This is a genomic window from Saccharopolyspora karakumensis (assembly GCF_004349225.1).
GTDB classification, from domain to species: Bacteria; Actinomycetota; Actinomycetes; order Mycobacteriales; family Pseudonocardiaceae; genus Saccharopolyspora; species Saccharopolyspora endophytica.
On the sequence record NZ_SMLA01000019.1, the window covers coordinates 33,974 to 52,321 of the forward strand.

Genomic DNA, 18,348 nt, shown 5'->3' on the forward strand with positions numbered 1-18,348 from the left:
TCCGGTGTCCAATATGGAACGGGGAGAAGGTGCGTGGTCGAACACCGGCGCGAATCACCGTGATTCATGTGGTTCTTCGTTCGCCCTGCGGTGCCGCGAGGGCGCTCATACGATGCCGGTTGCGCCTCCTGGCCGGTGGATAGGAGGAGGACCGATGGTCTTGTCGTTGCCGGACGAGACGCTGTCCGGAGGGGATCCCGAACACCCGCAGCGGTCGGCGCGTCCGGGGGAGCTGCCGCGCAGCGCCGCCGTGCTGGCGAGAATGCGTTCGGAGAACTTCCCGGTGGCTTCCCGCGTCCTGCCCGGCGGTGTCCGCAGGCACCTGCACGCCCTCTACGGCTACTTCCGGCTCGTCGACTACGCCGGCGACGAGGCGCCCGGCAACCGCGACGCGCTGCTGGACTTCCTCGAACACGACCTCCAACGCGCCTACCAGGGCACCGCGCGCATCCCCATCATGCAGGCGCTGGCGCCCACGGTCACCGAATGCGACATCCCGATGTCCACGCTGGTCAAGCTGATCGAGGCCAACCGGTGGGACCAGCACGTCAAGCACTACGACGACTTCGCCGGGCTGCTGGACTACTGCGCGCTGTCGGCCAACCCGGTGGGGGAATCGGTGCTGCACGTCTTCGGTCGAGCCGAGGAGGGGTTGATCGCCCTGTCCGACCGGATCTGCACCGCGCTGCAGATCCTGGAGCACCTGCAGGACCTCGCCGAGGACCACCGGGCCGGTCGCGTCTACGTGCCCACCGAGGACCTCAAGCGCTACGGCTGCGACGAGCAGGACCTCACCGCGCCGCGCGCCTCCACGGCGTTGCGCGGTCTGGTGCGCTTCGAGGTCGACCGGGCGCGCCGGATGCTGCGCGACGGCAGCGTCCTGGTCGGCGCCCTGTCGGGCACCGCCCGGGTGGCCGTCGCCGGCTACGTCGCGGGCGGGCTGGCCACCGTCGCCGCGTTCCGCGCGGCCGGACACGACCCGCTGGCCGCGCAGGTCAGCCCGAGCACATCGCGCACCTTCATCGAATGGGCGCGCCTGCACGTGAGGGGAGGGACCCGGTGACCTCACCGACCCGGTTCCGGGACGCCTACCAGGAGTGCGAGCGGATCACCCGCGAGCAGGCCCGCAACTTCTCCTACGGCATCCGGCTGCTGCCAGGTCCCAAGCGCGGCGCGCTCTCGGCGGTCTACGCCTTCGCCCGCCGCGTGGACGACGTCGGCGACGGCGACCTGCCGCGCGAGGAGAAGCTGCGCGAGCTCAAGGCCTGCCGCGAGGCGGTGCACCAGGCCTCGACCGATTCGACCGATCCGGTGCTGGTCGCGCTCGCCGACGCCGCGACCCGCATGCCGCTGCCGCTGGAGGCGTTCGACGAACTCATCGATGGCTGCGAGGCCGACGTGCGCGGCACCAGCTACACGACCTTCGGCGAGCTGCTGCACTACTGCCGCTGCGTGGCCGGTTCGATCGGACGGCTGTCGCTGGGCGTGTTCGGCACCGACGACCCGCGCGTCGCCACCGCGCGGGCCGATGCGCTCGGCGTGGCGTTGCAGCTGACCAACATCCTGCGCGACGTCCGCGAGGACCAGATCAACGGGCGGGTGTACCTGCCCGCCTCCGACCTCGCGCACTTCGGCGTGCATCTGGAACCCGGTGGCGGGTTCGTCGAGGACAGCGCGCGGTGGAACAGGCTGATGCGGTTCCAGGCCGTGCGCGCCGACCGCTGGTACACCGAGGGCTTCCGGCTGCTGCCGATGCTCGACCGCCGCTCGCGCGCCTGCTGCGCCTCGATGGCCGGCATCTACCACCAGCTGCTGGTGCGCATCGCCACCAACCCCAACGCCGCCCTGCACCAGCGGACATCGCTGTCGGGGTGGCGCAAGGCCGGAGTCGCGGCCCGCTCGCTGGCCGGGATGACGCCGTGAACCGCGGGACCGTGGTGGTCATCGGCGGTGGGCTCGCCGGCATGGCCGCCGCCCTGGACTGCCGGGAGCGCGGGTGCTCCGTGCGGCTGTTGGAGGCCAGACCCCGGCTCGGCGGTGCGACCTACTCGTTCGCGCGCGGAGACCTGCTCGTCGACACCGGCCAGCACGTGCTGCTGCGCTGCTACACCGCCTACCTCGACCTGCTGCGCAGGTTCGGCGCGGCAGACGGGATCCGGATGCAGGAGCGGTTCCGCGTCCCGGTGCTCAGCCCGGGTGAGGCGCCGGCGTCGCTGACCCGCTGGAACCTGCGCGCGCCCGCGCACCTGGCGCCGGCGCTGCTGAGCTACCGGTGGTTGAACTGGGCGCAGCGGGTCCGGGCAGCGCGCACCGCGCTCGCGCTGCGCGGCATCGACCCGGCGGACCCGGCGATCGACGAGCAGAGCCTCGGCCAGTGGTTGCGCGATCAGGGCGAGACGCCGCGCGCGGTCGACGCGCTGTGGGGTCTGCTGGCCGTGGCCGCGCTCAACGCCGAACCCGACGACGCCTCGATGGCACTGGCCGCCAAGGTGTTCCGCACCGGCCTGCTCGACAACGCCGAGGCCTGCGACATCGGGGTCCCGCAGCGACCGCTCTCCGAACTGCACGGCGAGGCGGGGCGACGCACGCTGCTCGCCGCGGGCGTCGACGTCCGGCTCCGGTGCAAGGCGCGAGCGATCCGCCGCGGGCCGAAGGGCTTTCACGTCGCGGTCGAGGCGCAGGACGGCGCGAGCGCGCTCGACGCCGACTCCGTCGTGGTGGCCACCCCGCACCCGGCGGCGGCAGCTCTCGTCGGCGAGCTGCCCGTGCGCGGCTCCGCCGAGTGGGCCCGGTTGTCGTCCTCGCCGATCGTCAACGTGCACGTCCACTTCGACCGGGCGGTCACCGATCACGAGATGACGGCCGTGCTCGACTCGCCCGTGCAGTGGGTCTTCGACCGCACCCGCATCTCCGGTGCCCGCCGAGGCCAGTACCTGGCGCTGTCGCAGTCGGCCGCGCAGCAGGAGATCGGGATGCGGACCGAGGAGCTGCGCGAGATCTTCCTCCCGGCGCTGCGGGAGCTGTTCCCCGCGGTCGGGAAGGCGGAGCTGCTGGACTTCTTCGTCACCCGCGAACCCCACGCCACCTTCCGGCAGGCCCCCGGCAGCGCGGCGCTGCGTCCTCCGGCGGTCACCGGCGTGCCCGGCCTGGTGCTCGCCGGTGCGTGGACGGCCACCGGCTGGCCGGACACCACCGAAGGCGCGGTCCGCAGCGGCGTCCGCGCCGCCGAAGTGGTCGACGCCGAACTGCGATCCCGGACGAGCGTGGAGGTGACGGCATGACGACACTGCTGCCTCCGGCCCTGCGCACAGCGCGGGAGCTGGTGGAACCGACGCTGCGCTCGGCGGTGGCGCGGCTGGACGCCGACAGCCGGAGGGTCGGTGAGTACCACTTCGGCTGGATCGGCGTCGACGGCGCGCCCACCGACGCGGGCGGCAAGGCGCTGCGTCCCGCGATGGTCCTCGCCGCGACCGAAACCGCCTGCGGCACAGCAGAACGCGGCGTCCCCGCGGCGGCAGCGGTGGAGCTGGTGCACAACTTCTCGCTGCTGCACGACGACGTGATGGACGGCGACACCTCCCGCAGGCACCGGCCCACCGCCTGGACGGTCTTCGGATCCTCAGCGGCGATCCTGACCGGTGACGCGCTGCTGGCCGTGGCACCGGAGGTCCTGCTGGAATCCGACGCCCCCAACGCGGCCGTGGCGGTGCGGTCGTTGCTGACCACCACGCGGGTGCTCATCGCCGGGCAGACCGCCGACCTCGGCTTCGAACGCCGCCAGGACGTCGACCTCACCGAATGCCTGGGCATGGCGCACGACAAGACTGCCGCGCTGCTGGCCTGCGCCTGCTCCATCGGGCCGCTGAGCGCCGGAGCCCCGCGCGAGAGCGTCCGCGCGCTGCACGCCTACGGCACCGAGCTGGGGATGGCGTTCCAGCTGATCGACGACCTGCTGGGCCTGTGGGGAGACCCGGAGGTCACCGGCAAACCGGTGTTGTCGGACCTGCGCACCCGCAAGAAATCGGTCCCGGTGGTGCACGCCCTGACCTCCGGAACAGCAGCGGGGGAGCGGTTGTGGGAGCTCTACGAGCAGCCCGAACAGCTCACCGAGGCGCAGTTGTGCGAAGCCGCCGAGATGGTGCGTCGCGCCGGATCCGAGGACTGGACGCGGCGGGAGTGCCGCCGCCGGCTCGAACTCGCGGAGGCGCAGCTGGACGTCGGATCGCTGGGCGACACCGCGGCACTGGGAGAGCTCGCCGAATTCATCGTACGGAGGAAGCTTTGACCGAACAGCTGCAACAGCCCGCGCGATCGGCCACCACCGCCGCCGAGATCCCGAGCCAGGGAGCGGCGCGAGCCGACGCCCGGACGGCGGCGCTGGCGGCCCGCGACCACCTGCTGTCGCTGCAGAGCCCGGAGGGCTGGTGGAAGGGCGAGCTGGAGACCAACGTGACCATGGACGTCGAGGACCTGCTGCTGCGGCAGTTCCTCGGCATCCGCACCTCCGCGGAAACCGCGCAGACCGCCCGCTGGATCCGCTCCCAGCAGCGCGAGGACGGCACCTGGGCGAACTTCCACGGCGGCCCCGGCGATCTGTCCACCACGGTCGAGGCGTACGCGGCCCTCAAGCTCGCCGGTGACGACGTCGACGCCCCGCACATGCGCGCCGCCCGGGACTGGATCCTGGCCGGCGGTGGCCTGGAGGGCACCCGGGTGTTCACCCGGATCTGGCTGGCGCTGTTCGGCGAGTGGTCCTGGGACGACCTGCCGGCCATGCCACCGGAAGTGGTGCTGCTGCCCGAGTGGTGCCCGCTCAACGTCTCCGACTGGGCGTGCTGGGCCCGTCAGACCGTGGTCCCGCTGACCGTGGTGTGCACCCTGCGCCCGCGCCGCGACCTGGGCATCACCCTGCGGGAGCTGCGCACCGGGCGGCCCGCGGAGCCACCGAAGCGCGAGTGGTCCTGGGGCTACGGCTTCCACGCCCTCGACCGGGTTCTGCACCGCTACCACCGCCGGCCGGTGAAGTCGCTGCGCACGCACGCGATGCGGCGCGCGGCCGAGTGGATCGTGGCGCGGCAGGAGGCCGACGGCTCGTGGGGCGGCATCCAGCCTCCGTGGGTGTACTCGATCCTCGCGCTGCACCTGCTCGGCTACCCGATGGACCACCCGGTGATCGCCAAGGGGCTCGGTGGCCTGGAGCGGTTCCTGATCCGCGAGCAGACGCCCGAGGGCACAGTGCGCAGACTGGAGGCGTGCCAGTCGCCGGTGTGGGACACGATTCTGGGCGTGCAGGCGCTGCGCGACGCCGGTGTCCCCGCCGACGACCCGTCGCTGCGGCGGGCGGTGGACTACCTGCTGGCCGAGGAGATCCGGGTCAAGGGCGACTGGTCGGTCAAGCGCCCCGAGCTGCCCGCCGGGGGCGGGTGGGCGTTCGAGTTCGACAACGACGGCTACCCCGACATCGACGACACCGCCGAGGTGCTGCTCGCTCTCAACCGCGTCGAGCACCCCGACTCCGACGCCGTGCGCGGTGCGCTCGCGCGCGGTGTCCGCTGGTTGCGCGGGATGCGGTCCAAGGACGGCGGCTGGGGCGCCTTCGACGCCGACAACACCCGGCAGCTGGTGCGCAAGCTGCCGTTCTGCGACTTCGGCGAGGTCATCGACCCGCCGTCGGCCGACGTCACCGCCCACGTGGTGGAGGCGCTGGCCGTCCTCGGCGAGCAGGACGAGGTGCTGCGCGGCGGGGTGAAGTGGCTGCTGTCCAACCAGGAGCGCGACGGGTCGTGGTTCGGGCGGTGGGGCGCCAACCACGTCTACGGCACCGGTGCCGTCGTGCCCGCGCTGGTCGCGGCCGGAGTGGACCGCCAGCACCGCGCGTTGCGGGACGCCGTGCGCTGGCTGGAGAACCACCAGAACGATGACGGTGGCTGGGGCGAGGACCTGCGCTCCTACGACGATCCTCAGTGGATCGGAAGGGGCACCTCCACGCCCTCCCAGACGGGCTGGGCGCTGATGGCGCTGCTGGCCGTGGGCAGGCACGACACCGACGCGGTGCGCCGCGGGATCGGCTACCTGGCCCGAAGCCAGCGCGCCGACGGCGGTTGGGACGAACCCCAGTTCACCGGGACCGGGTTCCCCGGGGACTTCTACATCAACTACCACCTGTACCGGGTGATCTTCCCGCTGACCGCGCTCGGGCGCTACCTGCGGGACGGGGAGTGACATGTCGACGAGGATGCTGATCTGCGCGCCGATGCGACTGGAGGCCAGCGCGCTGCGCTCGGCCCTCGGCGGGGTCGCGCACGGCCAGGAAGCCCTGCGCACCGCCGGGCTCGGAGCCGATTCGGTGACGGTGCGCCGCACCGGGTACGGGCCGCGACGCAGCGCGAGCAGCGCGGTCCGGCTGCTGGCCGCCGACTTCGACGTGCTGGTGATCGCCGGCCTGGCGGGCGGGCTGTCACCGGAGGTGCGCAGCGGGGACGTGATCGTCGCCGACGAACTGCGCGGCCACCGCGAGGTGCTGCGCTGCGACACGGCTCATTCGCTGGCAGCTGAGCTCACGCGCAGCGGGTTCCCGGTGCGCTGCGGGCCCGTCGTGACCGCCGACGCGCTGGTCCGCGGTCAGCGCCGGGCCGATCTCGCCGCCACGGGTGCGCTCGCGGTGGACATGGAATCGGCGGTGCTGGCCCAGGCCGCGGGGCATCGACCGCTGGCGGTCGTGCGCGTCGTGGTCGACACCGCGCAGCAACCCCTGCTGCGGCCCGGAACCGTCCACCGGGCGATGTCCGGGCTGGCGCGGCTGCACGCCGTGGGTTCCTGCCTGCGGCGCTGGGGCCGCCACATCCCACCGGAACTTCGCACGACCTGTGAGGAGGCGTTGTAACCATGGGCATTCCCGTGCGCCAGGCGGTTCGCGTCGGTGCGTACCTGATGAAGCAGAAGCTGGCCCGGCGCGAGAAGTTCGCGCTCACCCTCGAACTGGAGCCGCTGTTCGCCTGCAACCTGGCCTGCGCGGGGTGCGGGAAGATCCAGCACCCGGCGAGCGTGCTCAAGCAGCGGATGCCGGTCGAGCAGGCGCTGGCCGCGGTCGAGGAGTGCGGTGCCCCGGTGGTGTCCATCGCCGGGGGTGAACCGCTGATGCACCCCGAGATCGACGTGCTGGTCAAGGAGCTGGTCAAGCGCAAGAAGTTCGTCTACCTGTGCACCAACGCGCTGCTCATGCCGCGCAAGATCGACGCGTTCGAGCCCTCGCCGTACTTCTCGTTCGCCGTGCACATCGACGGGATGGAGGAGCGCCACGACGCCTCGGTGTGCAAGCAGGGCGTGTTCGCCCAGGCCGTGGACAACGTCCGAGACGCCCAGCGGCGCGGATTCCGGGTGACCACGAACTCGACCTTCTTCACCACCGACACGCCGCAGTCGGTGATCGAGGTGCTCGACTACCTCAACAACGACCTCAAGGTCGACCAGATGATGCTCTCGCCGGCCTACGCCTACGACAAGGCGCCCGACCAGGAGCACTTCCTCGGCGTGACCGAGACCCGCGAGCTGTTCAAGAAGGTCTTCGCCGAGGGGCGGCGGAAGAGGTGGCGCTTCAACCACTCGCCGCTGTTCCTGGACTTCCTCGAAGGCAAGATCGACTTCGGCTGCACGGCGTGGGCCATCCCGTCCTACTCGCTCTACGGCTGGCAGCGGCCCTGCTACCTGATGAGCGACGGCTACGCCGGCAGTTACCGGGAGCTGCTGGAGGACACCGACTGGGAGGCCTACGGGCGCGGCAACGACCCGCGCTGCGCGAACTGCATGGCCCACTGCGGCTACGAACCCACCTCGGTCCTGGCCACCCTCGGCTCGCTCCGGGAATCCGTCCGAGCAGTGCGCGGGTAGACCGGCGGCGGTCGTGCCGGGCACAACGGTCATCGATCGTGGCCGGACCAGAACCGCCCGCAGTCGTCCTGAGCGGAGGTCAGCCGAACCTGCGGGCGAGGTGGTGGAAGACGCCGGGGAGCGCGCCGTGGATGCGGTCGGCCGCGGTCAGCCAGCCGGGGACGAAGACCTCCGCGCGGCCGCGCAGCACCGCGTCCACCAGGGCGTCGGCGACCCGCTGCGGCTCGACCATGCGCGGGAACCGGCGCCGGTAGTCGCGGCCGTGGAAGAACGGCGTGCGCACCGCGCCGGGGAACACCGTCGTCGTGGTGATTCCCCGGTAGCGCAGGCTCGCGGCGAACGCCCGCAGCCCCGCCTTCGTGGCAGAGTAGACGTCCTCATCGCGCACGCCCACCACGGCCACCGAGGCCACGAACGCCACTCGCGGCGGCAGGACCGCGCGCGTCAGCCGCATCGGAACGGTCAGGTTCAGCTCGACGAGCTCGTCGATGCGCTGCGGCGGCATGTCGGCGAACGTTCCCGCCCAGCCGATGCCCGCGCTGTGCACCAGCAGATCGACCCCGCGCGCCGCGTCCGCCACCTGCCGCAGCCCGTCATCGGTGGTCAGGTCCGCGGCGACGGACTCGCCTCCGGTGCGCTCGACCAGCGCCTCCAGGCGCGTCCGGTCACGTCCGGTCAGCACGACCCGCCAGCCGTCGGCGGCGAGCCGGAGCGCGGTGGCCGCGCCGATCCCCGAGGACGCGCCGGTGACCAGGGCCGAGTTCATCCCCACGACTCGCTGTCCTCCCGGGCGGCCAGCTCGCGGCCGATCTGCTCGCTGCGCCGGGCCAGCACGGCGATGCCGCCGATCATGAGCGCCCCCGCGACCGCTTCGCCGGCCAGGATGGCGGGGGAGGATTCGATGCTCTCACCCAGCCAGCTCACCCCGATCGCCGCCGCCACCAGCGGATCGACCGTGGTGATCACCGCCAGCGACGGCGACATCAACCGGCCTCGCTGGAAGGTCTGCTGGCTGAGCAGGAAACCCATCGGCCCGATCACGCACACCACGTACAACGTCCAGTGCCCGAAGGGCTCCACGAACCCGCCCGTGCGGAACTGCCCGGCCACCACCCGCATCAGCCCGGCCGTGACGCCGTAGAAGACCCCGGTGGCCACCGCCAGGCCCACCACGCCGAACTCGCCGGGAAGCCACCGCGCCGCCAGCAGCGACGCGATCACCAGCAGCCCCATCGCCAGCGACAGCGGGAGGACGGGCGCTCCGGTGAACTCGCTGCCGTGGCCCGATGGTCGCGCGAGGAGGAGGAACGCCGCGAGACCGCCCGCGCACAACAACGCGCCCAGCGCGAGGACGAGGTCCATCCGCCTGCCCGCCAGCCACGCCGCGAACGCCGCGCCGAACAGCACCGAGGTCACCAGCAGCGGCTGCACCAGCACCAAGGGGCCGAACGCCAGCGCCACCACCTGGAGCGACAACCCGACGATCACGGTGCCGATGCTCAACACCCAGATCGGTTTGCGCACCAGGTCCCACAGCATCCGCGGGCTGAACGTGGCGACTTCCGGGACCTGCTTGGTGACGCGGTGCTGGATCGCGCTGGCCATCCCGAAGCTCGCGGCACCGATCACCGCGGCAGGCACCGCGACGACCAGGACCGTCCCGGCGGTCAACGCCTCTCCCGCAGCTCGTCGAACGCCTCCCGCAGGTGCGCGGTCAACCGCCCGGCATCGGGTGCGAGCCCGGGATCGGTGGTGATGCCGAAGCCGAAGTCCTCGCCCCATCCGATCGCCCCGATCGCCACACCCACGCCGTCGGCCAGCGACAGCACCGGCAGCACCTGGCCGAGCCGGGTGCCGTTGACCTGGGCGGGCCGCCGCCGTCCCGGCATCACCGAGACCACCGCGTTGAAGAACCGGCGTCCGTAGATGCGCCGCACGAGCCACGCGTGCACCGGGGCGGGCAGCAGGCCGAGCCCGGCCAGCACCGCGCCCGCGGCCTCGGGCTGTCCGCTGTGGTCGGGTTCGGCGAGCGCGTCGGCGACCGCGCGGATCCGCCACACCAGCGGCATCGGCCCGATCGGGAGGTCCACCGACAGCGAATGCGTGTGGTTGCCCGGAGCGGCGGTGCCCGCGCCGTCGCGCCCGGTGCGGGCCGTGCGCGGAACCATCACCCGGAACCGCGCCTCGCGTCGTTGCTCGCCCAGCGCCCGGTGCAGCGCCTCGGCGACCAGGCCGATGAGCAGGGCGCTGCTGGTCACCCCGTGATCGCGCGCGCGTGCGCGGACCTGCACGGCCGGCAGCGCGAGGTGGCCGAAGCTGCGTGCGTGCGAGCTCCGCCCCGTGCAGGCGGGGTTGGTCGCACCGGCGGAGGTGGCCAGGCCGAGGAGTCCGCGCAGCACCACCGGGACCCGTTGCGCCCACGACCGGCCGCTCGTGCTCGGGGCCGAAGCGGGGTGGTGGCCGTCGCAGAGCAGCCGGATCAGCGCGTTGGTGACGGCCAGACCGTCACCGAGGGAGTGGTGCATCTTCGCCAGCAGGGTCGCCCGCCCGGTGGCCGCGTCGTGCAGCAGGCGCAGCTCCCACGGCGGGCGGTCTGTGCGCACCGGCGTGGAGAAGAACTCGCTGGTGAGCCCCTCGGCGTCCTGTTCGGAGCCGAGCTCGCGACAGCCGAGGTGCAGGGCGGGGTCGACCGGACCGGCGTGCCTCCACTGTGGACGACGGCCCGGCCGGATCACCAGCCTGCGGGTCAGCATCGGCAGCGACGGCGCGCGGTCCTGGATCCGGCGCGCGAGGTGTTCGCACCACACCTGTGCTGAATCCGGGGACGGTTCCAGGCGCAGGATCGCGCCGGTCTGCTGCGACACCTCAGGTGTGGTGGCGTAGACGAAGAAGGCGTCCTGCGCGCGCAACCGACGCGGGCCGTGGTGGCGCGGCACGTCGGCCAACGCCGCGACCTGATCGGCGAACTCCGCCGACCGGCTGTGCTTGAGCGCCCGCTCCTCGCGTTCGCCGACCTCCTGCGGGTCGGCGGCCCAGCGGCGCAGCGTCGCGGTCAGCTGGGTTTCCCTCGGGCACAGCTCGGCCAGTCCGGCATCGGCCATCAGCTCGGCGTTGGCCCGGCCGTGACCGGCGATCGGCTCGAACATCAGCACCGCGCGCCCGCACGCCAGCGCTTCCAGCGCCGTGGCGCCACCGGCGTTGGTGATCACCACGTCCGAGCAGGCCATCAGACCGGGCATGTCCTCGACCCAGCCCAGCGGCACGATCCGCTGGTCTCCCCGGGCGAGCAGGCGCTCCCGCAACGCCTCGTTGCGCCCGCACACCACGAGCACGCGGGCGAGCCCGTCGACCCGCAGCGCCGCGTCGATGGCGCGCTCCACCGCGCCGAAGCTCATCGCACCGCACGAGATCAACGCCGTGAACCCGGTTTCCGGGAATCCGAACTCGGCCCGCGCCTCGGCGCGGTCGCGGGGGTGGAAGTCGCGTCGCACCGGCGGCACCGACACCGCGCCGACCGCCCCGGGCTCGGCGCGGTGCATCGCGCGCAGGCTCGCCTCGCTCATCACGTAGTGCAGATCGGCTTCGGGGTAGACCCAGAACGGGTGCGGCGCGAAGTCCGACACCACCGCCGAGACGGGGAGGTCGAGCTCGCCGTGCCGCCGCATCCAGTCCAGCCCCGCGGTACCCAGCGGGTAGGTGGACACGATCAGGTCCGGGTCGACCCGTCGGATCTCGCGGCGCAGCAGCGGGCCGCACCAGGCGCCGACGAAGCGCCGCGAGGCGTTGGCGAACCACCGGTAGCGCCACAGCGAGTCGTAGAAGAAGTCGTAGAGCCACGGCGTGGATTCGACGTTGGTGACGTAGATCCAGTTGAACGCCCCGGGGACCCAGCGGCCCATGATGCGGAGCGCGTCGAGCCACACCACCTCGCAGCCGGACCAGACCTCGCGGGCCGCCTCTTCGACGGCACGAGCGGTCGCGTTGTGGCCCTCACCGATGGTGGCGCTGATCAGGAGCACTCGACGGGGCTGGAAGCTCACGCGGCCGGTTCCTTTCGCCAAGCACGTGCCATCGCAGGCTAACGCGTGACGAGAGGACCGGCTTCCCGAGAACGGCCACCGCGGTCATCATCCACAGTGGCCGGTGCCGCTAGGCCGCGCTGCGCTCCAGCGGGCCGTGGCTGGCCACGAGGCGAACCGTGCCGTCGGCCAGCCGGTAGGACAGGCCCGCCACGGCGCAGCGGCCTGCGGCGACCTCGTCGGCCAGCAGCGAGGAGCGCTCGACCAGCAGTTCGCTGGTGCGCTGGATGTGGACGTCGACGATGTCGTCGACGTCCTCCTCACCGGCGGCCCTGGCGGCCAGCACGCTCGGCGTCACCCGCTCGACGATGTCGCGCAGGTACCCGGGCGGGTTCGTGCCCTCCACGACCGCTTGCCGCGCCGCGACGACCGCGCCGCAGGAGTCGTGGCCGAGCACCACGACCAGAGGAGTGCGCAGCACCCCCACGCCGTACTCGATGCTGCCCAGCACCTCCGGACCGGTCACCTGACCGGCGGTGCGCACGACGAACAGGTCGCCCAGCCCGCGGTCGAAGATGATCTCCGCCGCGAGTCGCGAGTCGGAGCAGCCGAACAGCACCGCGAAGGGCGTCTGACCCGGCGCCAGCGAGGCGCGGTGGTCGGCGTCCTGGTGGGGGTGCAGGCGGGTGCTCTCGACGAAGCGCTGGTTGCCTTCCATGAGTGTCGCGAAAGCCTCGGCGGGCGTGGCGGGCGTGCGGTTCATGGTGTTGACATTAACCCAGCCGGGTGGCCGCGGCAGATCGCGAGTGGGGGAGACCACGCTGGTGGCAGCGGTGCTTGAGTTCGCAACGACCTCCTGTCCGTCGTATTCTCGGCGCGCGGTGGTGAGGCGGATGAGGGGGCCGCCTCACCACCGATCTGTCGTTCGGAAGTGGTCCGCACACGAGGCCCGACACGGCCTCGGCGTGTCGGAGCGAATTGAAAGCGAGCAATTCGCACAGAGTTTCGCCAGGTCAGGATGGCGTCGACGGCGAGCCTCGAAAATTGTTCGGCTCAAGAGCTTGTGCGCTGTTCGGGGGAACGGTCATCATCGGAACCGACGCCGGTGGTTCAACCACCGCGCTCTGGGGGAAGAAGCTACGCGAACACCTGGGGGGTGTAGCGATGGATCATCGTCTTTTCTGGCCACGCGTGTAGCCGACGCCGCGTGGGCCGACCTGCTTCGCCAGCAGGTCGGACGCCGATCACACGCCGGCCCGCGAGGCCGGATCACGGTGACGTTCCTGTGGCCTGGGCCGTCGCGTTCTCGCGCGCGGCTCGGATTCTCGGAATGTCGTTCCATTGGCTGAGGACCTGTTGTCGCACGCCATTCGTGCTCCCATTCCGAAATCCGATCCTGCATCGAACAGGTAGTCGGTATCACTCATTGGAGTGCTTCTCGTTGAGTTGGCCGACGATGTGCGGCCAATGTGCGCGGCGTGGCTTTCTCGCCGCTTTCCGGAGGCAGCGGCGAAGGGGCGAAGTGCGGCAGGATTGATCGTTTGTGGATTTCTGGGGGAAGCGAGATGCGGTTCGAAGTTCTTGGACCGGTCCGGATGTTCGACGGGGACAGAGCGTCGCTGCTGACGGGTGCGCTGCGACGCAGCCTGCTGGCGGTTCTGCTCGCCCACGCCAACGAACCGGTACCGGTCACCGTCCTGTTGGAAGCGCTGTGGGGTGGGTCGGTGGAGCACGGGGCGAGCCGGCTCCAAGTGCACGTTCACCGGCTGCGCCGGGAACTCGACGACCCGGACCGGCTGATCTACGGCCCCGCCGGTTACTGCCTGCGGGTCGAGAAGGGAGAGCTCGACGCGGCGGTCTTCGCGGCGTTGCTCGACGAAGCGGCGGGCGAGCCTGATCCGACCTGCGCCGCCGGGTTGCTGCGGCGTGCCCTGGGCCTGTGGCGGGGCAGGCCGTACCAGGAGGTCGACCTGCCTGACGTGGACGCCGTCGTCGAACGGCTCACCGAGCAGCGGTCGCTGGCCGTGGAGGAGTGCTACGCCGCCGAGCTGCGGGCCGGTCGGCACGAGGCCGTCGCGGGCGAACTCCTCGACGCGGTGCATCGCAACCCGCTGCGGGAGCGGCTGCACGGCCTGCTCATGCTCGCGCTCTACCGCAGCGGACGGCAGGCCGAGGCGCTGGCGGCCTACCAGCACGCGTGCGAGGTGCTCAACGACGAACTCGGCCTGGACCCGGGGCCGGAGCTGCGCGCCCTGCACGGTCAGATCCGCGCGGGCGAAGCGGTCGAGGTCATGGGAACGACGCAGGTGCCCGCCCAACTGCCGCACAGCGCAACGGGTTTCGTCGGCCGCGAGCTCCCGCTGTCCGAACTGGACGCGATGCTCGACGCCAAGACCCGCACGATCCCGATCGCGGTCATCGTCGGCACGGCCGGAACCGGCAAGACCTCGCTGGCGCTGCGCTGGGCGCACCGGGTCAAGACCCGCTTCCCGGACGGCCAGCTCTACACCGATCTGCGCGGGTTCGGCACCGGGACACCGGCCGAACCCGGCGACGTGCTGGCCGGGTGGCTGCGGGCGCTGGGCGTGGACGGCAAGGACGTACCGCTGGACCCGGCCGAGCGCGGTGCCCGACTGCGCAGCCTGCTCGACGGCAAGCGAGTGCTGCTGGTGCTCGACAACGCCGCCAGCGCCGAGCAGGTGCGCCCGCTACTGCCCGGCAACTCCGACTGCGCGGTGGTGGTCACCAGCCGCCACCAGCTCGACGGACTGCTCGTCGGGCACGGAGCGAACCTGGTCGAGCTGGACCGGATGACCGCGGACGAGGCGCGACTGCTGCTCAAGGAACTGCTGGGCGACCTGGTCACCGACGAGGGCGCGGTGGACGAGCTCATCGAGTGCTGCGCGCGATTGCCGCTGGCGCTGCGCATCGCGGCCGAACGGGTGCGGCGGCACCGCAACCGCGGCATCAGCCAGACCATCGCCGAATTCGGTTGTGCCCAGGCGCGTCTGGACCTGCTCGACAGCGGCGACCCGCAGGCGTCGGTGCGCACCATCTTCGCCGCGTCCTACCGGAACCTGTCGGTGGCCGAGGCGAAGCTGTTCCGGATGCTCGGACTGCACCCCGGCGACGAGGTGGACGCCTGCTCGCTGGCCGCGCTGGCCGGTGAGGACGACGTCCGCGTGATCCGCCGGGGGCTGGCCGAACTGGTGCGCGCGCACCTGGTGGAGGAGGTCGCGGGCAAGCGGGTGCGGCTGCACGACCTGCTGGAGACCTACGCCGCCGAGCTGTCCAGCATCACCGAGACCGCCGCCGAGCGGCGGGAAGCGCTGCGACGGCTCTACGACTACTACCTGCAGGTCGCCACCACCGCCTCCGGGTTCTTCGCCCCGGGCTCGCTACCGGTGCGAGAACCGGCCTTCCGCGCGCCGCCGATCCGCGACCACGAGGACGCGGCCCGCTGGCTCGACGACAAGCGCGACACCATGGTGCGCATCGCCGAGACCGCCGACGGCGAATTCGAGCACTACGCGGTCGATTTCGCCATCGTGCTGGACGCGGCGCTCGACCTCGGCTGGCACGTCGACGCGGCCCAGCGGCTCCACGGCAAGGCGCTGGAGATCGCCGCGCGGCGCGGGGACCGGGTCGGCGAGGGGATCGCGCTGCGCGGACTGGGCGTGGCGCACTGCCGGCGCAACGACTTCGCAACGGCCCGCGATCTGCTGGAAGAGGCGCTGCTCAAGGCCGATGGGCCGGCCGGGACCGCGGCGGTGCTGCAGAGCCTGGGGGAGGTGTGCGTGTTCACCGGGCACACCGAGCTGGCGCTGGACCACCTGCGCCGTTCCACGCGGCTCTACCAGCAGGCAGGTCTGCGGTTGCTGGGACTGCGGCCGATGATCTGCCTCGGACGGCTGCACCGGCGGTGGGGGCGGCACGAGGAGTCGCTGGAGTGCCTGCGGGAAGCCTCGCGGGTGGCCGCAGCGCACGGGTACCGTCCGGCCGAGGCCGACGCGTCCTACGCGCTGGCCGGCGTCTACCGGGATCTCGACCGGTTCGCCGAGGCGGCCGAGCACGCCGAGCGCGCGCTGGTGCTCGCCCGCCGCGGCAAGTTCCGGTTCCTCGAAGGCATGACGTTGCACCGGCTGGGCACCATCCGCCGTTGCCTCGGTGACCACCCGCAGGCTTTGGAAAGCCACCGCGCGGCGCTGGTCTTCGCGCGCCAGATGCGGTCGGCGAACCTGGAGGCGATCGCGCTCACCGCGCTGGCCGAGACGCACGCGGCGATGGGAGATGAGGCCGAAGCCACCCGTTGCCACCTGCACGCCCTGGGCGTGGCCAGCAGCGGGTGCAGCAACTACGTGCGGGCCCGCGCCCACACCGGGCTCGGTGATCTGCACGACGCGGCGGGCAGGCGCGAATCGGCCACCCGGCACTGGGAAACGGCGGTGCGGATCTACGAGGAGCTCGACGCCCCGGAGGCCGGCGAGTTGCGGAGGAGGTTGAGCGCGGACATCAGCCCGAGCGTGCCCTGCTGAGCAGCCGAAGGCCGAGCCCGACGGCGAACACCGCCAGCCCCGCCACCACCGAGGTCCAGGGCAGCGTCGCGGCCAGCAGCAGGCACCCCGCCAGCCCGGCGGCGTTGAGCGCCCTCGGCCACCGGCGCTCGGCCGGTGGCTGGGTGAAGGCGGAGGCGTTGGCGATCGCGTAGTACACCAGCACGCCGAAGCTGGAGAACCCGATCGCCCCGCGCAGATCGGTGGTGAGCACGAGTGCGATCACCACCGCGGCGACGGTCAGCTCGGCGTGGTGCGGGACCTGGAAGCGCGGGTGCACCGCCGCGAGGGAGCGCGGTAGGTCGCCCTCGCGGGCCATCGCCAGTCCCGTGCGCCCGACACCGGCGATCAGCGCGAGCAGCGCGCCGAGGCTGGCCGCTGCCGCGCCGATCCGCACCACCGGCGTCAGCTGCGGGTACCCGGCCGCGGTGATCGCGTCGGCGATCGGCGCGGTGCTGGCGGCCAGCGCGTGCGGGCCGAGGACCAGCAGCACGGCCAGTCCGACGATTCCGTAGGTGACCGCGGCGATCGGCAAGGCCAGCAGGATCGCGCGCGGGATGGTGCGTGCGGGGTCGCGGACTTCTTCGCCGAGGGTGGCGATGCGGGCGTACCCGGCGAAGGCGAAGAACAGCAGACCGGACGCCTGCAGCGCGCCCAGCGGACCGCGCGGCAGCCAGTCGTGCGCACCGGCGGGCCCGGCGGACGGGTAGAGCAGCGCGGCCGAACCGGCCAGCACGATCAGCACGAGCACCAGCAGGATCCGGGTCAGCGCGGCGGTGCGGGTGATGCCGACGCAGTTCACGGCCGCGAGCACCGCGACCGCCAGCGCAGCGGCCGGTCGCTCGAAACCCGGTGCGGCGTAGGCGGCGAAGGTCAGGGCCATCGCCGCACAGCTGGCCGTCTTGCCGATCACGAAACCCCACCCGGCGGTGAAACCCCACCAGTGGCCGAGCCGGACGCGGCCGTAGACGTAGGTGCCACCCGAAGCCGGGTGGACCGCCGCCAGCTGCGCCGAGCTCGTGGCGTTGCAGTAGGCGATGAACCCGGCGATGACCAGTGCGAACAGCAGTCCGCTACCGGCGGCGGCAGCGGCGGGAGCGAACACCGCGAACACCCCGGCGCCCAGCATCGAGCCCAGGCCGATCGTGGTCGCATCCACGGTGCCCAACCGCCGTGCCAGCGGAGCACCCGGGGACTGCGGGTTCGGCGTCACCACCGGATCAGCGGTGCGCGGTGAGGAAGTGGGCCGGGACGAGCGCGCGTCCCGCTTCGTCGGCCGGGTGGTGGGCGCCGACTCCGGCGGGCAGGAAACCGGCGATGGTGCTCGGTTCGATCGAGTCGATCGTCCAGTGCTCGGCGACCGCCGCGCGCAGTTCGTCGGCGTCCACGGCGTTGGGGCCGCTGCCTTCCGGGAACGCGCCCTTGTCGAACACCAGCATGTGCAGCTGCGCGCCTTCGCGGGCCGCGCGAGCGATGGCGGCGACGTAGGCGGCGCGGCTGGCGACGGGCATGGAGTGGAACAGGGTGCTGTCGATGACCGTGCCGAAGTACCCGTCGTGGCCGGAGAACTCCGTGACGTCGCCGACCTGGAACGTCGCCGAGGCGTGTCGTTCGTCGCGGGCGGCCTCGGCTTGCGCGATGGCGGTCGCGGACAGGTCCACGCCCAGCACCTCGAAGCCGCGCGCGGCCAGTTCCCGCGCGGTCACACCGACGCCGCACCCGGCGTCGAGGACCGGACCGACGATGTCACCGCGTTCGATGACCTCGGCGATGGCCGGCTGCGGCACACCGATGTTCCACGGCACGCGCGCGTCTTCGGTCACCGGCGACTCGCCCCGGTAGACGGCGTCGAAGTCGGGGAGTTCGGTGCTCACGCGAGCCTCCGCAGC

General features: G+C 72.2%; 14 protein-coding genes. 8 read left to right on the forward strand and 6 right to left on the reverse strand.

From position 1 onward, the window contains the following. Positions 1-154: 154 nt before the first annotated feature. From hpnC to hpnH, 7 genes are read left to right on the forward strand one after another with little or no spacing between them, the layout of a single operon-like run. Positions 155-1,063, forward strand: coding sequence for a squalene synthase HpnC (hpnC, locus tag E1202_RS14840; protein WP_132683650.1), 909 nt, complete (start codon positions 155-157; stop codon positions 1,061-1,063). Beyond that, complete coding sequence (gene hpnD, locus E1202_RS14845) at positions 1,027-1,923, forward strand: presqualene diphosphate synthase HpnD (protein WP_132683651.1); 897 nt, start codon at positions 1,027-1,029, stop codon at positions 1,921-1,923. The genes hpnC and hpnD overlap by 37 nt, the downstream gene beginning before the upstream one ends. Continuing rightward, positions 1,920-3,281: a hydroxysqualene dehydroxylase HpnE gene (gene hpnE / locus E1202_RS14850; protein WP_132683652.1), complete on the forward strand. Its 1,362-nt coding sequence runs from the start codon at positions 1,920-1,922 to the stop codon at positions 3,279-3,281. The genes hpnD and hpnE overlap by 4 nt, the downstream gene beginning before the upstream one ends. Then, a complete protein-coding gene (locus tag E1202_RS14855) occupies positions 3,278-4,285 on the forward strand; it encodes a polyprenyl synthetase family protein (protein WP_132683653.1) in 1,008 nt (335 codons plus the stop codon). Before hpnE ends, E1202_RS14855 begins: the two co-directional genes overlap by 4 nt. Next, positions 4,282-6,222: a squalene--hopene cyclase gene (shc, locus tag E1202_RS14860; RefSeq protein WP_408006484.1), complete on the forward strand. Its 1,941-nt coding sequence runs from the start codon at positions 4,282-4,284 to the stop codon at positions 6,220-6,222. The genes E1202_RS14855 and shc overlap by 4 nt, the downstream gene beginning before the upstream one ends. Position 6,223: 1 nt before the next feature. Then, the gene (locus tag E1202_RS14865; RefSeq protein ID WP_132683654.1) at positions 6,224-6,883 is read left to right on the forward strand and encodes a 5'-methylthioadenosine/S-adenosylhomocysteine nucleosidase family protein; all 660 of its coding nucleotides are present in this window, start codon (positions 6,224-6,226) and stop codon (positions 6,881-6,883) included. Between the two features lie 2 nt (positions 6,884-6,885). Next, on the forward strand, positions 6,886-7,887 hold the full coding sequence (gene hpnH / locus E1202_RS14870) for an adenosyl-hopene transferase HpnH (protein ID WP_132683655.1): 1,002 nt from the start codon (positions 6,886-6,888) through the stop codon (positions 7,885-7,887). 79 nt (positions 7,888-7,966) lie between these two features. On the opposite strand, the gene E1202_RS14875 is transcribed toward hpnH, so the two are convergent. The 4 genes from E1202_RS14875 to E1202_RS14890 form a co-directional block, all read right to left on the reverse strand. Continuing rightward, entirely contained in the window at positions 7,967-8,653 is a 687-nt protein-coding gene (locus E1202_RS14875) for an SDR family NAD(P)-dependent oxidoreductase (RefSeq protein WP_132683733.1), read from the reverse strand. Further along, positions 8,650-9,558: a DMT family transporter gene (locus E1202_RS14880; protein ID WP_132683656.1), complete on the reverse strand. Its 909-nt coding sequence runs from the start codon at positions 9,556-9,558 to the stop codon at positions 8,650-8,652. The genes E1202_RS14875 and E1202_RS14880 overlap by 4 nt, the downstream gene beginning before the upstream one ends. Further along, entirely contained in the window at positions 9,555-11,927 is a 2,373-nt protein-coding gene (locus tag E1202_RS14885; protein WP_132683657.1) for a wax ester/triacylglycerol synthase domain-containing protein, read from the reverse strand. Before E1202_RS14885 ends, E1202_RS14880 begins: the two co-directional genes overlap by 4 nt. Positions 11,928-12,036: 109 nt before the next feature. After that, the gene (locus tag E1202_RS14890; protein WP_132683658.1) at positions 12,037-12,669 is read right to left on the reverse strand and encodes a carbonic anhydrase; all 633 of its coding nucleotides are present in this window, start codon (positions 12,667-12,669) and stop codon (positions 12,037-12,039) included. 802 nt (positions 12,670-13,471) lie between these two features. Here E1202_RS14890 and E1202_RS14895 point away from each other — a divergent pair. Next, complete coding sequence (locus E1202_RS14895; RefSeq protein ID WP_132683659.1) at positions 13,472-16,441, forward strand: AfsR/SARP family transcriptional regulator; 2,970 nt, start codon at positions 13,472-13,474, stop codon at positions 16,439-16,441. On the opposite strand, the gene E1202_RS14900 is transcribed toward E1202_RS14895, so the two are convergent. Both E1202_RS14900 and E1202_RS14905 read right to left on the reverse strand, forming a co-directional pair. Next, entirely contained in the window at positions 16,419-17,675 is a 1,257-nt protein-coding gene (locus E1202_RS14900; RefSeq protein ID WP_268952324.1) for an APC family permease, read from the reverse strand. The two genes, E1202_RS14895 and E1202_RS14900, sit on opposite strands and share 23 nt — an antisense overlap. Before the next feature lie 4 nt (positions 17,676-17,679). Continuing rightward, on the reverse strand, positions 17,680-18,333 hold the full coding sequence (locus E1202_RS14905) for a class I SAM-dependent methyltransferase (RefSeq protein ID WP_132683660.1): 654 nt from the start codon (positions 18,331-18,333) through the stop codon (positions 17,680-17,682). Positions 18,334-18,348: the final 15 nt, after the last annotated feature.